Origin of the sequence: Acinetobacter johnsonii CIP 64.6 (assembly GCF_000368045.1) — a bacterium.
GTDB lineage: Bacteria > Pseudomonadota > Gammaproteobacteria > Pseudomonadales > Moraxellaceae > Acinetobacter > Acinetobacter johnsonii.
The window spans coordinates 399,915-416,400 of sequence record NZ_KB849234.1 but is presented as its reverse complement, the minus strand read 5'-3'; the positions used below and the strand labels follow the sequence as shown (position 1 = coordinate 416,400).

Here is a 16,486-nt window from a genome sequence, read left to right as displayed (position 1 = left end):
CTACCTTTTTATTCAAAGTGTGAAAGGGAAATGTGTTCAACGTTCTAAGCAAATGGCATCGCTTAAGCAGTCTTTGCCTTGATCGGGTTGGATCATACGCAGTTGGATAAAGTGCGCCAATTGTCTTTGTAAGAGTTGATCTGCACCGAGGCGCTGTGCGTGAGCGGAAGCAGGCAAGATGATTTGAGCCGCTCTTTGTTCAGGGCTGAGCGCCACAAACTTTAAAAATAAGCGCGCTTGATCCGTCACTATTGAATTTTTTAATGCGGCTAGGCGCTCAATTTCTTCCAAATAGTTGCTTTGCACGGTATAGCCGTCGTAAACGCGTTGAGTATCCAGTCCGATAAACAAGAGGGTGCTGTATAGATTCAATAGATGACGTGCATCTTGGTGATAGCTACTTTTTGGATATTGCTGTAAGTAGCTTTCCCAATACAGTGCACGATCTGCAATTTCTTTGGCATCAATTTTGACCTGACTTCCAATCACGGCAGGGTATTGATTTTGTGTTGCCAGATGTTCAATAAACTCTTGCTCTGCGACAGGGAGATAAGGCGCAAAAATTTTGGCTAAATATTCAGGGCTACGGCGGTAATGCACTTGTCCTTCGCCTGCATCAAACAACTCGACATAAGACTGTCCTTGGTGTTTGATGAGGTATTGGTCGCGAATGGTCAGTTGCTCAAAAAGACTTTGTTGAATGGTCGGATGTTGCGCCATTTCTAGGGCATAACTTTCAAAAGCGCGCTGCTGTTGCGGCGTACGTTCAACCGACAAAAAGTCATGATACATTTTATTGGATAAACCCAATAAATGCTTTTGTTGTTGAAAGCCGAGTAAAGGTAAACATAGCTTAAGATCTTGATTGATTTGCTCTAGAGCAAAAGTCGTACGTTGTGCATCTATTTCCGACATGTTTTTGTCAATTTTTTGGCACAAGTCGGTTAAGTCCAAGGTTTGAGTCGAAGACGCTTCTATTTGTGCAGGCTCTTGAAAGCTGACTGGTTCAGGTTTCTGACAGGCAGCCAACAGCGCACACATAAAAATCAGTGCGTAAGGTTTAAGCGAAAATAAAGAAGAATGATTCACAGCGACTCGATCAAAAAACTCAGTTCAGCGACAACACAGTAGAGAAACTCCTTTTCTCCATGGCTCATTTTATAGGGGGAATGGAATTTTTAATGTGTAGTATTGTGAATGAGTTTGTTGAACGGGCTGTGACACTGTTTAATATTTACTTCATAATGAACAAATTAGTGGGCGCTATTGTAACCAGTGCAATAAAAAATATACGAAAAAAATGACAACCCGTTTTAGTATAGCGTTGCTCAGAACGAGGCCAGTGAGGCGGAAAGGTTGACTGAAAACAATGAAGATTAAATGTATCCTAGCCAGCTGTGTGTTGTTTTTCGCGCCGTGGAGTCATGCCTTGGATTTGGTCGACGCTTTACAACGCGCCAAAGTCAATGATCCCAACTGGCAAGCCAATTTACTCCAATATGAAGCAGATCAACTCAATTTAGGCATTGCACAAGGCAATTTACTACCTACCATTGGTCTGTCTGGGAATGTGACTCGAAAAAATCAACCCATTGGGCAGGTGAGTTCGGTTCTTTCCATGCCCGATACGACCACCACCAAACAAGTGGCGATTACGGCGCGCCAACCCCTTTTTCGTTGGGATGCGTGGGAAGGGTTGAAACAAGTCAAGACCTCCCTCAGTTTAAGTGAAGTCAATTTACAGCTACAGCGACAGCAACACATTTTAGCGGTGACGGAAGCCTATTTTAATGTACTGCGCCAACAAAGTTTAACCGCAGCCAATTTACAAGAAGAACGGACTCTACTTGAGCAACTGAATATGATGAATGCCAAACTCAGAGAGGGTTTGGTGGCAAAAAGTGATGTGAGTGAAGCCAATGCACAATACCAAAGCGCACAGGCCAACCGCATTGCGACGCATGTACAACTGGTCTTGGCGCATGAACAACTGGCGCAAATTATCGGGCCTTATCAAGAAAACTTGGCAGTGTTGCGTGAAGACTTTCAGTTTCAAAAACCTTATCCCGCAGAGCTTTCGGCATGGACCAATTTAGCTCTCGCACAGAACTTAGGCATTCAGCAGGCACGTTTACAACAGCGCTATGCTGAAGATCAAAAACGGGTTGAACAAGCTGCGTTGTATCCGCAAATTGAAGCTGTGGGAAGCTATGGTTATAGTGAGCAGACGCCTGAGAATATTATGTCGGCCAAAGGCAACTTTGATCAGATTGGTATTGAGATGAATTGGAATGTCTATACGGGGGGGCGAACCAAGAAGTCGATTCAAAAAGCCGCTGTTAACGTCAAAAAATCTGAAGCTGAATTGGATGCAGCTATCCGTAAAGCCAATACCGAGGTGAAAAAGTCTTATTTACAAGTGGAAACAGACCAAGCCAAGTTGCAAGCACGTAAAGCTGCCATGGAATCATCCAGCCTCGTCTCTCGTGCCTCCCAAGCGCAGTATCAAGAGGGCTTAAAAACCATGGTCGATGTTTTACTGGCACAGCGCAATGCCTTTTCAGCCAAGCAAGACTATGTCAATGCTAGGTATGACTATCTGATCAATGTCTTGCATTTAAAGGCATCTGTGGGTAAGTTGACTGAACAAGATATTCAAGAAATGAATGCATGGTTGGTGGACAAAGCACGCTTATAAAAGGGTCTTGTCATCAAATCTTCACAATTGCTATGCTTTAATATCGCTCAATCTTTAGTCCCTCATGATGTTGCTGTGGAGTACGTCCTTTGCCAAATAGTCCTGTTTTAAACCATCACATTTCTTCGCAATTCAACGAAGATTTGCAGGATGTGAACACCAAATTTATGACCATGGGTGGTTTGGTAGAGCAACAAGTGGCAAATGCAATTCATGCGCTACTCGACACTGATGCCAACTTAGCGGTCGATGTCCAGTTTAAAGACAATGCGGTGAATCAGCTCGAACGTGAAATTGATGAGGCCTTGACCTTGATTTTGGCGCGTCGTCATCCTGCTGCGATTGATTTGCGTATGGTAATTGCGATGTCGAAAGCCAATACCGACCTAGAGCGTATTGGTGATGAAGCGGCGAAAATTGCTCGTATTGCGCAAAGCTTATGTGAAGATGGCGAATCCCCTCGCGGTTATATGGAAACGCGTCATATTGGTAACCAAGTCCGTGTCATGATTCATGATGCCCTAGACGCTTTTGCACGCTTAGATGCAGAACAAGCGCTACGTGTGATGATGGCCGATGCTGATATTGACCGTGAATATCAATCTGCAACGCGTACTTTGATGACTTATATGATTGAAGACCCGCGTCATATTGCCCGTGTGATTAATGTGATGTGGGTATTGCGTTCATTAGAACGGATTGGCGATCATGCGCGTAATATCTCTGAACAAGTGATTTACATGGTGAAAGGTTTGGATGTACGTCATACCAGTTTTGAAGAAGTTGAAAAACATATCCAAAAATAAAAAAAGCGAAACTTATTTTTCAAGCACAACTTCGGTTGTGCTTTTTAATGGTTGCTTAATTTTCGGATAAAAAAAATCTCAGACTTTGGGGGAAATCTGAGACTAAAATCGGGGATATTTATCGTTATCGATAAGAGGTTTCCCTCTATCCTTGAATGCCATTATAGGAAAGATGTTTTTCTGCGTCATGTAGGTTCTTGTAGTGTAATGTTGAGTTTTGCAATGGTTGTGTAGCGCTATGTTTACACTTAATTATTTAGATACAAATAGCTGTTCTATAGTCTGATTGAGTCATTAATATGTCATCTATTTGGGGTTTGGTCATCCCTGTGCTTGGATAGAACATTGTATGAATAAAAAGAAAAGCCCCGATGTCGGAGCTTTTCAAATGTGCAACGCTTTATCACGCCTCAGGCTTTAAGCCTTCTGCTTTTTCTAAGCTTTCATCATTGTTAAAGAACTTCTCACGTTGTTCTTCAAGAAACTTTTTCGCATCAGGTTCAAACACATTTAAGCGTTTTTCATTGATTAAAGTGGTTTGGTGCTTTAACCATTCTCCCCAAGCTTGCTTGGAGATGTTTTCAAAAAGTTCTTGGCCTTTTGCACCAGGAAACGGTGCAAAGTCTAAACCTTCCATTTCTGTTTGATATTTACGGCAAAAAACTTGTCGAGTCATATCTAGACGTCCTTATTGAGCATAAAGTTTTTCTAAACGCGCATGGGCACGTTCAATGGCAGCTTCGACTTGCGCAGGTGCAGTTCCACCAATGTGGTTACGTGCATTGACTGACGCTTCAAGGGTTAGTGCTTTTTCAAATACATCCGCTTGAATTAAGTCAGAGAACTGTTGAAGTTGTTCTAAAGTTAATTCAGAAAGATCTTTTGACTCTTGAACACCTAAAGCAACAGCTTTACCCACAATTTCATGTGCATCACGGAAAGCCACGCCATTTTTCACAAGGTAATCAGCCAAGTCAGTTGCGGTTGAGAAACCACGCAGCGCTGCTTCACGCATGATGTCGATGTTTGGCACCAAAGCAGGAATCATGTCTGCAAAAGCCATGAGCGAGCCACGCACGGTATCAATCGCATCAAACAACGGTTCTTTGTCTTCTTGGTTGTCTTTGTTATACGCCAACGGTTGACCTTTCATCAGTGTTAACAAACTCATCAAGTCGCCATAGACACGGCCTGTTTTACCACGCACTAACTCAGGCACATCTGGATTTTTCTTTTGTGGCATGATTGAAGAGCCAGTACAGAAACGGTCTGGAATGTTTACAAACTTAAACTGTGCAGACGTCCAAAGAATCAGTTCTTCTGACATACGTGATAAGTGCATCATGATCAGAGAAGCCGCAGCATTGAATTCAATACCGAAGTCGCGATCAGATACTGCATCGAGTGAGTTTTCAGAAACAGCTTCAAAACCCAGTAACTCTGCTGTAAATGCGCGGTCGATTGGGTAAGTGGTACCCGCAAGTGCTGCTGAACCTAAAGGCATACGGTTAGTACGTTTACGACAGTCAATGAGACGCTCAGAGTCACGTACTAACATTTCAAACCATGCCAACAGATGGTGACCAAAAGTCACGGGCTGTGCCGTTTGTAAGTGGGTGAAGCCCGGCATAATGGTATGTGTGTTTTGCGCAGCAATACTCAAAATACCTTTTTGTAATTTTTTTAGTAATTCTAAAATGGCATCGATCTCATCGCGGACATAGAGGCGAATATCGGTTGCCACTTGGTCATTACGGCTACGACCGGTGTGGAGCTTTTTACCTGTGATGCCAATCCGTTGAGTCAAACGCGACTCAATGTTCATGTGCACATCTTCTAGGTCAATACGCCATTCGAACTGACCCGCTTCGATTTCAGCTTGAATGGTGTTTAAGCCATTGATGATGTCATCACGTTCTTGTTCTGTCAGAACGCCAACTTTTGCAAGCATGGTCGCGTGAGCAATAGAACCTGCAATATCTTGTTTATAAAAGCGTTGGTCAAATTGTACAGATGCTGTAAATTCAGCAACAAAGGCATCAGTAGCTTCAGAGAAACGACCGCCCCACATACCCGAAGTTTGGGCTTGTGACGGATTTGAGGAATTAGAAGATGTGGTCATGTCGGCTCAATAAGATAAAAAGCGGTAGAACTCGCATGAGTATAACAAATTCAAGACAACTTGCCGAAGTTCAAGATGCGCAAAGTTTAACTTCCAGTATGGCTAAGCCAAATATCTCTTATTTATTTAGCAAAATCGTGCAATGGCCGCATTTGTTGGAATTATTTGTTGGTGGAAATTTGTTGGCCATGCTGTTGGCTTTGGCCGAGGCACAGTCTTGGTCAAACTTGGTGTTTGAGCATGTGCTGGGCTATATGCTGTACATCAATTGGGTTTTACTGTCTTTTGCTGCGCTAATGCAACATGGGCAAAAAAAGTTGCAAGATTTGAGTCTAGGTATGACTTTATTGTCAGGCTTTTTTCTATTGCAGATCATTGTGTTGGTGACCACGCTCAGCCTTAATATACTGATCTTCTTTGGAGCTAATTTTAGTTTCAATGGTTTGACTTCAGCCATCTTATGGAATGATGTGGTTTTGCATTTGGGTTATGGCTTGCTGTTGGGCAGCTTTTGTTTTCGTTATTTGTACCTAAGAGAGCAATGGTTTAGGCAGCAAAATAGTGAGCTGAATGCGCGGGTGCAGGCGATGCAAGCCCGTATCCACCCGCATTTTTTGTTTAATAGTTTAAACAATGTGATTTGCCTAATTGCGATTGACCCAGATAAAGCCGAACAGATGTTGCTCAATCTATCGCGTCTGTTTAGAGCCAGTTTCCAAGAGTTAAAACTGGTCAAGCTCAGTGATGAAATTGAGTTGTGTCAGCGTTATTTGGCGATTGAGCAAATTCGTTTGGGGGATCGTTTACAGGTTGAATGGAAAATCGAGCATGCCGAATTGTGTAAGCAGGTACAAATTCCACTCTTAACTTTACAACCTTTACTTGAAAATAGTATTTTTCATGGTGTTGAAAAATTTTTAACTAAGAGTACGATAAGTGTACTGATTGAAATATTGCAAAATCAAGTTAATATCGTCATAACTAACCCATTTACAAAGGAAACAATTCATAAACGACAAGGACATGGTATTGCCATTGAAAATGTGAAGCAGCGTCTAGAGGCATATTTTGGGCGAACTGTGAGCTTTCAAACCTATGCAGGGGAGGGAATGTATACCACTGTTGTGCAGTATCAATATAAATAAGCCGCAGTGAACCTATAAAAATAAACAAGGTGACTGTTGGGGAGGAGATAAATGGACATCCTAATTTGTGATGATGAGCCTTTAGCAATCGAACGTTTGTCTAGATTGGTGAGTCAGCTCGGACATCAAGTGGTGGCAACAGCCTCACATGGTCAACAAGCAATTGAATTAACTCAACAATATGAACCAGATGTGGTACTTTTAGATATTCAAATGCCAGAAATGGATGGTTTGACCTGTGCGCATTATTTGCGCCAACTTGAACCGATGCCTGCTTTGGTGTTTTGTACAGCTTATGATGAACATGCGCTCGATGCATTTAAGTCACATGCTGAAGGTTATTTATTAAAACCAGTGATGCAACAGGAATTGCAACAGGTGCTTGGTCACCTCACTAAATTAACCCAAGCTCAAATGAGCGAGATAAAACAAAAAGAAAATATGGATGAATTTAACATAAAGCGACATCAAATCGCAGCGAAAACCTATCGTGGTGTGGAATTGGTTCCCATTGAAAATATTTACTATTTTTTGGCGGATCAAAAATATGTCACGGTACGCCACAAAAACGGCAGTGTCTTAATTGATGAAACCTTAAAAGACTTAGAGTATGAGTTTGGGGATGCCTTTATTCGTATCCACCGTAATGCCTTGGTTTCAGTTCACTTTTTAGAAGGGCTTGAAGTGGTCAACTCTGGGCAGTATCAAGTGCGTTGCCGTGAGTTAGATGAGCGTCTAGCGGTGAGTCGACGGCATTTACCGGGCTTGCGAGAGCGCTTACATAGGCTTTAGCATGCCAATTTAATGATTCTGCTGCTGATGAGACGGGACGCTTTAGGCTGAATACATTTCCAATGGGGGAAATTCAGTTTAAGATAGTTTCATTCTTATTGGCACATACTAAAATTTATGAAAACCCTGAAGATCGCTACTCGACAAAGCCCGCTTGCTCTTTGGCAAGCTGAACATATTCGTGCTCGTTTAGAAGCACTGCATGCGGGGCTCACAGTAGAGTTGGTGACTTTTGTTACCCAAGGGGACAAAATTTTAGATACGCCATTGGCAAAAATTGGTGGAAAAGGTTTATTTGTCAAAGAGCTTGAAGCCGCTTTGTTGGATGGTCGTGCCGATTTGGCAGTGCATTCGATGAAAGATGTTCCAATGGCTTTGCCAGAGGGGTTATCGCTGGCCGTCATTTGTGAGCGTGAAGATCCTTTAGATGCCTTTGTGTCGAATAGTTATGCGAGTTTTGATGCATTGCCACAAGGAGCAAAGGTCGGCACCTCTAGTTTACGCCGTAAATGCCAAATTTTAAAACAACGACCCGACCTAGAGATTATCGATTTACGTGGCAACGTGGGAACGCGTTTATCTAAATTGGATGTAGGTCAGTACGATGCCATTATTTTGGCAAGTGCTGGATTAAAACGTTTGGGTTTGGCAGAGCGTATCCGTCATACCATTCGCCCAGAGTTGAGTTTACCTGCCGTGGGTCAGGGCGCTTTAGGGCTAGAGTGTCGTGCAAATGATCAAGCGGTATTGGATTTAATCCATCCTTTATTACATATAGAAACCGATACCTGTGTTCGCGCTGAACGTGCTTTCAATGCTTATCTTGAAGGTGGATGTCAGGTACCTATTGCAGGCTATGCCACTTTAGCAGACAACCGCATCCAGCTCGAAGGGCGTGTGGGGAGTGTCGATGGGCAAACGCTCCTCAAAGCACAAGTGACGGGTGATGCCGCTGAAGCCGAGCATTTGGGTGTTGTTCTTGCACAAGAGTTATTGGCTCAAGGTGCAGGTGATTTACTCAAAGCCTTTTATCACTAATATTTCTTAACGATGCTGTTTATTAATACGCGCCCTGTTGATCGCGCGGCAAGCCTCACGATGGCACTAGAGCAACAAGCTATTGAGGTCTATCCATTGCCGTTACTGGAGTTGTTGCCTAGAGCATGGGATCATGACCTGGCACGCTTGTATCAGCAGTTAGCGCACACCCAAGTGATTGTGGTGGTTAGCCCCAGTGCTGTGCAGTTTGGTATGGCACATTTGCTGCAAAGCGGTTTAATGGTGTCTGATTTACAGCATATTCAATGGATTGCAGTCGGACAAAAAACAGCGCAGGCGTTGGCTGAATATGGTTTGGACAGTGTAGTGCCTGAGGTGGAAACCTCTGAAGGGATGTTACAACTGCCTGTTTTGCAGAACATGGTCAGTGATGCGAGCATTGCATTTTGGCGAGGAGAAGGTGGGCGTCAGTTTATGATGGACACCTTAATGCAACACGGGCGTCTTATACTGAACTTTGTTTTGTATGAGCGTCGCTGTCCAAATGAAACGATGCAGCAACAGGCTAAATTGATTCAATGTTTATCAGAACATAATCACTACGTCGCACTGATCAGCAGTGAGGCCAGTTGGCTGAATTGGTTAGCTCTGCTGGACACAAATATTCAGCTCCTGCAAAAGGGACACTTTTTGGTGTTGGGTGAGCGTTTGGCTCAGATCTTGAAGCAGTATCAACAGCAAATGCATGTGTCGTTTAAAATGAGTGTACTGAAAGATTTAAAGACAGCCACGATTGTACAGTTGTTACAAAGTGAGCAAGGGAACGCATGAAGAAGATTCTTATCATTGTATTGATGGCTGCATTGGCGTGGATTGCGAAGCTAAGTTATGACGTGTGGGGACTGAGTACACAGCAAGCCACTTTGCTCAATGAAATGCACCAAATCGAACAGCGCAGCGCCAATTTGAACGATCAAGTCGTGGCTATGCAGCGTCAAAAAGAAACGTTGAAACAAAACCCAACAGCAGCGAATGCGACGATTAGCCAACCTGCCGAATTGGTGGTTGAAGGCATTGATCCAATTTTGTTTATTAAGCAACAGCTGGACTTGGTTGAGTTTGCCTTAAAGCAACAGCAGTATGTGGTGGCCACTGATAAGTTGGCTTTTTTAGATATGCAGCTGGAAAAATATAACTTGGCTGTGGCGTTGAAGCAAAGTTTGCATCAGGTCATAGCGCGAGATATGCAAACCATTCAGAAATTTGTGGCTGAGCGCAATGAGCAGCAAGCGCTGATTAACCGTCAGTTGCAACAAATTGATCAGGTCTTAAGTCGGGAAATACAACAACCTCAGTTAAACACCACACGCGATCCGTCCGAACCCTTTTGGAAGCAATGGTTGAGGCTCGAACCTGCGCAAGCACCTGCAACAGCATTAATGCAACGACAAATCGTGCTTAAAGAAGCTCAGTTACGTTTATTGTTGGCACGCCAAGCCTTAGCTGCAGGGCAATATACCGAATATCAAAAAGACTTAACCGAAGTGATGCTGTTGATCCAGCAACTTCCAGACCCTAAAGCCAAAGAGCTGCTGAAACAGCTGAATAAGCTGAAAACATTGGTGGTTGTCCCAACGCCTATTTTAAGTACGCGTGCGTTGTTGGGGTAATGGAATGAAACAAATACTGATTGCTTATGGTTTGGTGAGTTTAATTGCAATTGCTGTGTTGAGTGTCTTGAGTTATGGGCATGGTGCGGGTTATGTCTACGTGTTTTGGCATGACTGGCAGTTACAAACCAATCTCTGGATTGTATTTATTGCGCTAGCACTGCTTAGTTTTAGCTTGCATTTGGTTTGGTTGGGGCTAAAACGGTATCTCAGTCGAGAAAAACGCAAAGCGGAAACTGTTTTTGATTTTAAAAGTTTGCATCCTTATGAACAACTGGCTGTGATTTGGCTGTTGGATGCAGGTCGAGATCAACAAGCCTTTATTCAAAATGCCTTCGCGCAGTCGGGCTTGCTCAAAAGTATAATCGATGCACGTTTATATTTGATGCAGGAGCAGTTCCCTGAAGCCTTAAGCGCCTTGAGCCAAAGCAATGCCATGGCTTTTGAGTTGGCTGAACTGCAGCGTATTGAACTGTTTTTAGCACAAGAAGATGCAGAACAGGCTTTAACCCATCTAGAGTTTCTCAATCAACATGAACTTTCACCTTGGCTTAAAGATGTGCAAACCGCTTATGAAGCGTGTTTAAAAGAGCTATGGGGGCGTTTTGCGATTCAGTTTCCGTGGCTGTATTTACGCTCAACCCAATATGGTCATTTAGATCAAGATGTGAAAAAAGCATGGCTGAAGCGTTTATTGATAAAATTTGATCAAGCCAATTATGAAAATTTAGAGGATTTAAAACAACGTTATTTGGACTTGTCTGATCAGATTTTCAGCCGCAGTTATGATGTTCAACTGCTGTGGCTTAAGTTATTAGCACGTATGCCAGACATGAGTGAACAGCACGAACACTTGTCGATTTATTTGCTCAATCAGCAGTTTAATTCGGAAGTATTTTATTTGTGGTTCCAGCAGCAACTTTTGAAACAGCAACCCGATTATGTGGACTTGCAGCAACACATTGAAGCATGGGAAGCGAAGTATACGAGTGTGCCGGTTTTGAGTTTTGCCAAGTGGCATATTTATATTGCTTTAGGCATGCAAGAGCAGGCAGATGCGTTATTAAGTTTATATCCCGATAATGTATTAATGAACTATTTAAGAATCAAATCGACTTTAAATGGTGATGAAGATTTAATTAAACAGTTAAATTTAATTTTTGAAAATAATGCAAATTTTGTAGAAATGAAAATATAGGTGCATAATGCAGAGCGTTTTAGATTACCCATTGGTTTATACTCAACACGTGGCTTGGGGAGATATGGATGCCTTTGGTCATGTTAATAATGTAATGTATTATCGTTATGTTGAAAGTGCGCGTTTGGCTTATATTGAACATACGGGTATTTTATCTGCGGATGTACTAACTGTTGTTGCATCAAATCAGTGCAAATATTTAAAACCAGTATTTTATCCAGACCAATTAAAAATTAGTGCGCGTATTGAAGAACTCAGAAATAGTGCATTTCGTATGCATTATTTATTATGGAGTGAACAGCAACAAGCGTTAGTTGCGGAAGCAGAAGCGGTCATTGTTTGTGTCGATAAAACCAATATGCAGAAAACATTAATTCCTGAACTGGTGCATCAAAAACTCAAAGAATTTGAGTTAACCGTCGGTCACCAAATATAAATCTCTTTTTATTTATTTTAAAAGTCGTTAGACTATATAAATATTGTCTAAGTATTGTTGTTTAAGTCATGGATGAGTTGAGTCTTTGGTCTAATCAAAATACTATTAAATAGACTCAGTAAATAAAATGTTGGTTAATGGAGTTAATGTAATGCCAGATATTAGTAATTTATCCGTAGAAGAGTTAAAGCGTCTACAAATCGAAGCGGAAGCTTTAATTGCATCTAAAAAAGATCAAGCAATTGAAGATGCTTATACTCAAATTAATGCGATTGCGGAAAATGTAGGCTTAAGCATTGAACAAATTTTAGAGTTTGGCGCGACCAAGCGTAAAAAAGGCACACGTAAGTCGGTTGAACCGCGTTACCGTAACAAAGGCAATGCTGCTGAGACATGGACTGGCCGTGGTAAGCAACCACGTTGGTTAGTGGCTCAGTTAGAAAAAGGTGCGAAGCTTGAAGATTTTCTAATCTAAGTCATCACCTTGTCACAGATGTGACATAAGCTCAAAAAACCAAGCATCATCTGCTTGGTTTTTTTTATAGTTAAAGTTTGGTGTTGTTGTAAAATTATGCATAATGTCTATCAAAGAAAGACAAGAAATGAAGCAAGGAAGAATAATTGAAAGTTCGTGGTGGGAGAATCACAAAACCTAGATACATCACGTGGTGGATGTTTGCAGTCGTTGCCTTTTTAATTTTTGTTTTGCTGCAAATTCCTGCGGCATGGCTCATTGCAAAATTTTATAAAAACAACCAAGTTTTACATAACGTCAGCGGTAATATTTGGCATGGACAGGCCGATTGGCAAACTGGAAAATTACGTGGAACTGTGCTTTGGACCACCCGACCTTTAGATTTACTGCTTCTTCGTGCAGGGGCCAATCTCGAAATTTATAGTGCCAATACCAAGCTTGAAGGCGTTTTGGCCTATGGGTTTGGAAAAAAAATAATGGTGCGTGATTTAAACGGAAAAATTGCACCCGAAACGTTAAAGTCGTTGGCCAATTGGCAATGGCCAAGTAATGCGATTCAGTTACAAGAAATTGATTTTAATTATAAAAAAGAGCAAGGATTCGACCAAGTGGATGGGGGAATACAATGGGCAGGCGGCGAACTCATGTATATCTTTACGCAGCGCCCACAACAAATGCAGATTCCATCCTTAGCGGGTCGTTTGTCGCAGGAGCAAAATAAGCTGATGGTCGATTTACGCGATCAACGACAACAAAAACTGATGAACCTGACCATCGACCCAAGTCTGATGTTAGATGTGCAATTAACCCAACGTCTCATGTTGAATGTCCCGTCATATCAAGGCAAAGCAGGCCTAGATAGTTATGTGGTGAGTTCACGTCAGCCTTTGCTTAGTGGGGGCTTTTAATGGGTTTTGATCTGCAAAAATTACCAGAGCTGAATCTCAAACAATTTGAACGCGTAGCACCACTGTGCTTAATGCTTTTGATCTTGGCACTATGCTGGAAGTTGGCTGGCTTATTTTGGCTTTGGGTGGCGCCACCACAAGTTATGCAAATGCCACGTGTTGAATTGGGTTCACAGCAACCTCAAGTTCCGAATATTACCAATTTTGCGCTATTTGCAGAGCAAAGTAAGAATCCCGCAGATGATCAGCTCAATTTACAGCTACAAGGTGTGGTGGTTGGGCAACCCAGTCAGTTCTCATCTGCCGTGATTAAGGTAAATAATGTAGCAGAGCGCTATCGGGTGGGGGAAAACATCGAAGGCAGCGCTTATTATTTGTCAGAGGTGTATTGGGATCGCGCGATTCTCAAAAATAACAGTGGGCAAACCCGAGAATTGTTCTTTCAAGGGATTGATAATTTAGATCAGCAAATTGTGCCCCCAGCAACAGCACCCGTTGCAGTGCCTGCTGTGAGTCAAGAGCAGCAAGCATTAGGCCAAGCAGTACAGAACTTACAACAAGATCGTGAGCAATATTTAAAAGATTTGGGTGTAAATACCAATAACACAGGGCAGGGTTATCAAGTCACTGAGCAAACACCAGCTGCACTGCGAAGCCGTTTAGGCTTGCAGGCTGGGGATCAGATTATGTCTTTAAATGGTCAAACGATCGGACAGGGGCAAAACGACGCGCAGTTGTTAGAACGTGCGCGCCGTGAAGGACAAGTAAAAATAGAAGTGAAACGTGGTGATCGTATCATTACGGTACAACAGAATTTTCAGTGATCGAACATCACCAATATTAGTTAGGAATGACTTGGATTTATGGCTTTATTGAATCACCGCCCTGTTTGGGCACTGACAATCGCAGCGCCTTTGCTTGCCATGGTGAGTACAGCCAGCTATGCACAAACATGGAAAATTAATCTGCGCGATGCGGACTTAACTGCATTTATTAATGAAGTTGCGGATATCACTGGGAAAAACTTTGCAGTTGATCCACGGGTACGCGGCAATGTCACGGTGATTTCAAACAAAGCGTTGAATAAGCAAGAAGTCTACGACTTGTTCTTAGGGGTCTTGAATGTCAATGGTGTGGTCGCGATTCCTTCTGGTCGGACCATTAAAATTGTGCCTGACAGTAATGTCAAAAGCTCAGGCATTCCCTATGATGTTCGTCACCGCGCCACAGGCGATCAGGTTGTGACGCGGGTGATTTGGTTGGAAAATACCAATGCCAATGACTTGATTCCTGCACTGCGTCCATTGATGCCGCAGTTTGCGCATTTATCTGCGGTGAATGGCACCAATGCACTGATTGTGTCTGATCGCGCCAGCAATATTTATCAGCTTGAGACCATCATCCGTAACTTGGATGGGACGGGACAAAATGACATCGAAGCGGTGTCGTTGCAATCGAGTCAGGCTGAAGAAATGATTGGATTACTAGAAAGTATGAGCGGAACAGGCTCGATCAAAGATTTAAAGGGTTCCAGAATACGAATCATTGCAGATAACCGGACCAATCGGATTATTCTAAAAGGGGATACCGCGACGCGTAAACGTATTCGCCAAATGATCGAGATGCTGGATGTACCTGCTGCGGAGCGTCTAGGCGGATTGAAAGTGTTCCGCTTAAAATATGCCAGCGCTAAAAGCTTATCCGAAATTTTACAAGGTTTGGTCTCAGGGCAGGCTGTTAATTCTAGCCAGTCTAACGACAGCAATAACAATAGCAATTCCAGCTATAACCAAAATAATAGTTCGAGTGAAGGTTCATCTTCACAGATTTCCACCCCAAGTATTAACTTAAACAGCCAGTCCAATCGCAATCAGAATAACATCACCAGCTTTAACAGTAATGGGGTCAGTATTATTGCCGATAGTTCGCAAAATGCGTTGGTGGTCAAGGCTGACCCTCAATTGATGCGTGAAATTGAGTCTGCTATTCAACAGTTGGATATGCGTCGCCAGCAAGTCCTGATTGAGGCGACTATTCTCGAGGTGGAAGGCAATGATGCCGACCAGTTGGGCGTGCAATGGGCGATGGGGGATTTAAGTAGTGGTGTTGGGATTATCAATTTTGACAATATTGGTTCGAGTCTCAAAAGTATTGCTGCAAACTATTTAACGGGTGGCGGTGCGGGGGCTGCAAGTGCAATTGGCGCGGGTGGTTCGTTAATCCTTGGGGATTATAAAGAAGGCAGTGATGGCTCGCGTCGGCTATATGGCGCGATGATCCAAGCGTTAAAAAGTAATACCAAGTCGAATTTGCTGTCTACCCCATCGATTGTCACTATGGACAATGAAGAAGCCTATATCGTCGTGGGTGAAAATGTGCCCTTTGTAACAGGCTCAGTTTCTACCACTTCTTCAGGTACAGCTAACCCCTACACCACCATTGAACGTAAAGATGTGGGTGTAACGCTTAAGGTGGTGCCACATATTGGTGAAGGTGGCACCATCCGCTTAGAGATTGAACAAGAAGTCTCGGATGTCAAAACCAATAAAGGTGAAGCGCAGGATTTGGTTACCAGTAAGCGTGCGATTAAAACCTCAGTCTTGGCTGAACATGGCAATACCATCGTTTTAGGCGGCTTGATTTCAGATAACACATCTTATTCACGCCAATCGATCCCAGGCCTTGGCGCAATACCAGGATTAGGGCGTTTGTTCCGCTCAGATGGTAAGTCAGATCAAAAACGCAATTTGCTGGTTTTCATTCATCCGACGATTGTGGGAGATGGGGAGTCTGCACGTCGTCTTTCTCAGCAGCGCTACAGTCAGCTTTATAGCTTGCAGTTGGCGATGGATAAAGATGGTAGCTTTGCCAAGTTGCCTGAAAATGTCGATGATGTCTTCCAACAGCGTTTGCCTGTGACACCAACCAAACCGACCTTGCCACAATCGTATCAACAGGTGCCAACCAGCCCAACCTCAACGCAGCCGATGGTTGAAACAACGCCTGTCGCCATTGAACCTGCGATTCGTAAACAGCCGGTTGCTAATGTTCCTAAAAATACCACCTCGCGTCAGCTATACCCAGCGGGTCATCCTCACATTGGCTTGAACCTAATGGAAAATGTTCAAGGTGCTCGTGTGGCACACATGGCACAGGTGGTATCGACAAGCTATTCCATCCCTGAGCGATATACTGAGAATGTCTCGATAGGTTCAGCCTAGCTGTCCTGCCATTCAT

General features: G+C 43.1%; 16 protein-coding genes. 13 read left to right on the top strand and 3 right to left on the bottom strand.

The window, feature by feature from the left end:
* Positions 1–36: 36 nt before the first annotated feature.
* Positions 37–1,089: a hypothetical protein gene (locus tag F986_RS05380; protein WP_017397059.1), complete on the bottom strand. Its 1,053-nt coding sequence runs from the start codon at positions 1,087–1,089 to the stop codon at positions 37–39.
* 280 nt (positions 1,090–1,369) lie between these two features.
* Here F986_RS05380 and abuO point away from each other — a divergent pair, with 280 nt between their 5' ends.
* Together abuO and phoU are read left to right on the top strand one after the other, a co-directional pair.
* Entirely contained in the window at positions 1,370–2,698 is a 1,329-nt protein-coding gene (gene abuO, locus F986_RS05375; protein WP_004692801.1) for a multidrug efflux outer membrane protein AbuO, read from the top strand.
* Positions 2,699–2,787: 89 nt separating this feature from the next.
* On the top strand, positions 2,788–3,504 hold the full coding sequence (gene phoU / locus F986_RS05370; protein ID WP_004692799.1) for a phosphate signaling complex protein PhoU: 717 nt from the start codon (positions 2,788–2,790) through the stop codon (positions 3,502–3,504).
* Between the two features lie 403 nt (positions 3,505–3,907).
* Here the strand turns inward: phoU and F986_RS05365 are convergent, their stop codons facing one another.
* Both F986_RS05365 and argH read right to left on the bottom strand, forming a co-directional pair.
* On the bottom strand, positions 3,908–4,180 hold the full coding sequence (locus F986_RS05365) for an oxidative damage protection protein (protein ID WP_004692798.1): 273 nt from the start codon (positions 4,178–4,180) through the stop codon (positions 3,908–3,910).
* 12 nt (positions 4,181–4,192) lie between these two features.
* Positions 4,193–5,626, bottom strand: a complete 1,434-nt coding sequence (argH, locus tag F986_RS05360; RefSeq protein WP_004692796.1) for an argininosuccinate lyase — start codon at positions 5,624–5,626, stop codon at positions 4,193–4,195.
* Here argH and F986_RS05355 point away from each other — a divergent pair.
* From F986_RS05355 to gspD, 11 genes are all read left to right on the top strand, one after another.
* Positions 5,617–6,771, top strand: a complete 1,155-nt coding sequence (locus F986_RS05355; protein WP_026056519.1) for a sensor histidine kinase — start codon at positions 5,617–5,619, stop codon at positions 6,769–6,771. The two genes, argH and F986_RS05355, sit on opposite strands and share 10 nt — an antisense overlap.
* Before the next feature lie 51 nt (positions 6,772–6,822).
* Positions 6,823–7,563, top strand: coding sequence for a LytR/AlgR family response regulator transcription factor (locus F986_RS05350; RefSeq protein WP_004692793.1), 741 nt, complete (start codon positions 6,823–6,825; stop codon positions 7,561–7,563).
* Between the two features lie 117 nt (positions 7,564–7,680).
* Positions 7,681–8,601 carry a hydroxymethylbilane synthase gene (gene hemC / locus F986_RS05345; RefSeq protein WP_004692791.1) on the top strand — a complete coding sequence of 307 codons (921 nt, stop codon included), beginning with the start codon at positions 7,681–7,683 and terminating at the stop codon, positions 8,599–8,601.
* Between the two features lie 12 nt (positions 8,602–8,613).
* Positions 8,614–9,393, top strand: coding sequence for a uroporphyrinogen-III synthase (locus tag F986_RS05340; protein ID WP_004692790.1), 780 nt, complete (start codon positions 8,614–8,616; stop codon positions 9,391–9,393).
* Positions 9,390–10,232 (top strand): hypothetical protein, encoded by an 843-nt coding sequence (locus F986_RS05335; protein WP_004692789.1) that lies wholly within the window; start codon positions 9,390–9,392, stop codon positions 10,230–10,232. The genes F986_RS05340 and F986_RS05335 overlap by 4 nt, the downstream gene beginning before the upstream one ends.
* A 4-nt stretch (positions 10,233–10,236) precedes the next feature.
* Positions 10,237–11,430, top strand: coding sequence for a hypothetical protein (locus tag F986_RS05330; protein ID WP_004692788.1), 1,194 nt, complete (start codon positions 10,237–10,239; stop codon positions 11,428–11,430).
* 7 nt (positions 11,431–11,437) lie between these two features.
* Positions 11,438–11,866 (top strand): acyl-CoA thioesterase, encoded by a 429-nt coding sequence (locus F986_RS05325; protein WP_004692787.1) that lies wholly within the window; start codon positions 11,438–11,440, stop codon positions 11,864–11,866.
* 151 nt (positions 11,867–12,017) lie between these two features.
* Positions 12,018–12,341 carry an H-NS histone family protein gene (locus F986_RS05320; RefSeq protein WP_004692786.1) on the top strand — a complete coding sequence of 108 codons (324 nt, stop codon included), beginning with the start codon at positions 12,018–12,020 and terminating at the stop codon, positions 12,339–12,341.
* A 197-nt stretch (positions 12,342–12,538) separates the two neighbouring features.
* Positions 12,539–13,249 (top strand): type II secretion system protein N, encoded by a 711-nt coding sequence (gene gspN, locus F986_RS05315; RefSeq protein ID WP_017397056.1) that lies wholly within the window; start codon positions 12,539–12,541, stop codon positions 13,247–13,249.
* Positions 13,249–14,073, top strand: a complete 825-nt coding sequence (locus tag F986_RS05310) for a type II secretion system protein N (RefSeq protein WP_004692782.1) — start codon at positions 13,249–13,251, stop codon at positions 14,071–14,073. Before gspN ends, F986_RS05310 begins: the two co-directional genes overlap by 1 nt.
* 39 nt (positions 14,074–14,112) lie before the next feature.
* On the top strand, positions 14,113–16,470 hold the full coding sequence (gspD, locus tag F986_RS05305) for a type II secretion system secretin GspD (protein ID WP_004692781.1): 2,358 nt from the start codon (positions 14,113–14,115) through the stop codon (positions 16,468–16,470).
* Positions 16,471–16,486: the final 16 nt, after the last annotated feature.

Bases quoted from the DNA above. Each gene is read 5' to 3' on its own strand.
- F986_RS05350 (WP_004692793.1), top strand. From the start codon at position 6,823: ATGGACATCCTAATTTGTGATGATGAGCCTTTAGCAATCGAACGTTTG.
- abuO (WP_004692801.1), top strand. From the start codon at position 1,370: ATGAAGATTAAATGTATCCTAGCCAGCTGTGTGTTGTTTTTCGCGCCG.
- F986_RS05355 (WP_026056519.1), top strand. From the start codon at position 5,617: ATGTGGTCATGTCGGCTCAATAAGATAAAAAGCGGTAGAACTCGCATG.
- F986_RS05335 (WP_004692789.1), top strand. From the start codon at position 9,390: ATGAAGAAGATTCTTATCATTGTATTGATGGCTGCATTGGCGTGGATT.
- F986_RS05325 (WP_004692787.1), top strand. From the start codon at position 11,438: ATGCAGAGCGTTTTAGATTACCCATTGGTTTATACTCAACACGTGGCT.
- gspN (WP_017397056.1), top strand. From the start codon at position 12,539: ATGTTTGCAGTCGTTGCCTTTTTAATTTTTGTTTTGCTGCAAATTCCT.
- argH (WP_004692796.1), bottom strand. From the start codon at position 5,626: ATGACCACATCTTCTAATTCCTCAAATCCGTCACAAGCCCAAACTTCG.
- F986_RS05320 (WP_004692786.1), top strand. From the start codon at position 12,018: ATGCCAGATATTAGTAATTTATCCGTAGAAGAGTTAAAGCGTCTACAA.
- F986_RS05310 (WP_004692782.1), top strand. From the start codon at position 13,249: ATGGGTTTTGATCTGCAAAAATTACCAGAGCTGAATCTCAAACAATTT.
- F986_RS05330 (WP_004692788.1), top strand. From the start codon at position 10,237: ATGAAACAAATACTGATTGCTTATGGTTTGGTGAGTTTAATTGCAATT.
- hemC (WP_004692791.1), top strand. From the start codon at position 7,681: ATGAAAACCCTGAAGATCGCTACTCGACAAAGCCCGCTTGCTCTTTGG.
- gspD (WP_004692781.1), top strand. From the start codon at position 14,113: ATGGCTTTATTGAATCACCGCCCTGTTTGGGCACTGACAATCGCAGCG.
- F986_RS05340 (WP_004692790.1), top strand. From the start codon at position 8,614: ATGCTGTTTATTAATACGCGCCCTGTTGATCGCGCGGCAAGCCTCACG.
- F986_RS05365 (WP_004692798.1), bottom strand. From the start codon at position 4,180: ATGACTCGACAAGTTTTTTGCCGTAAATATCAAACAGAAATGGAAGGT.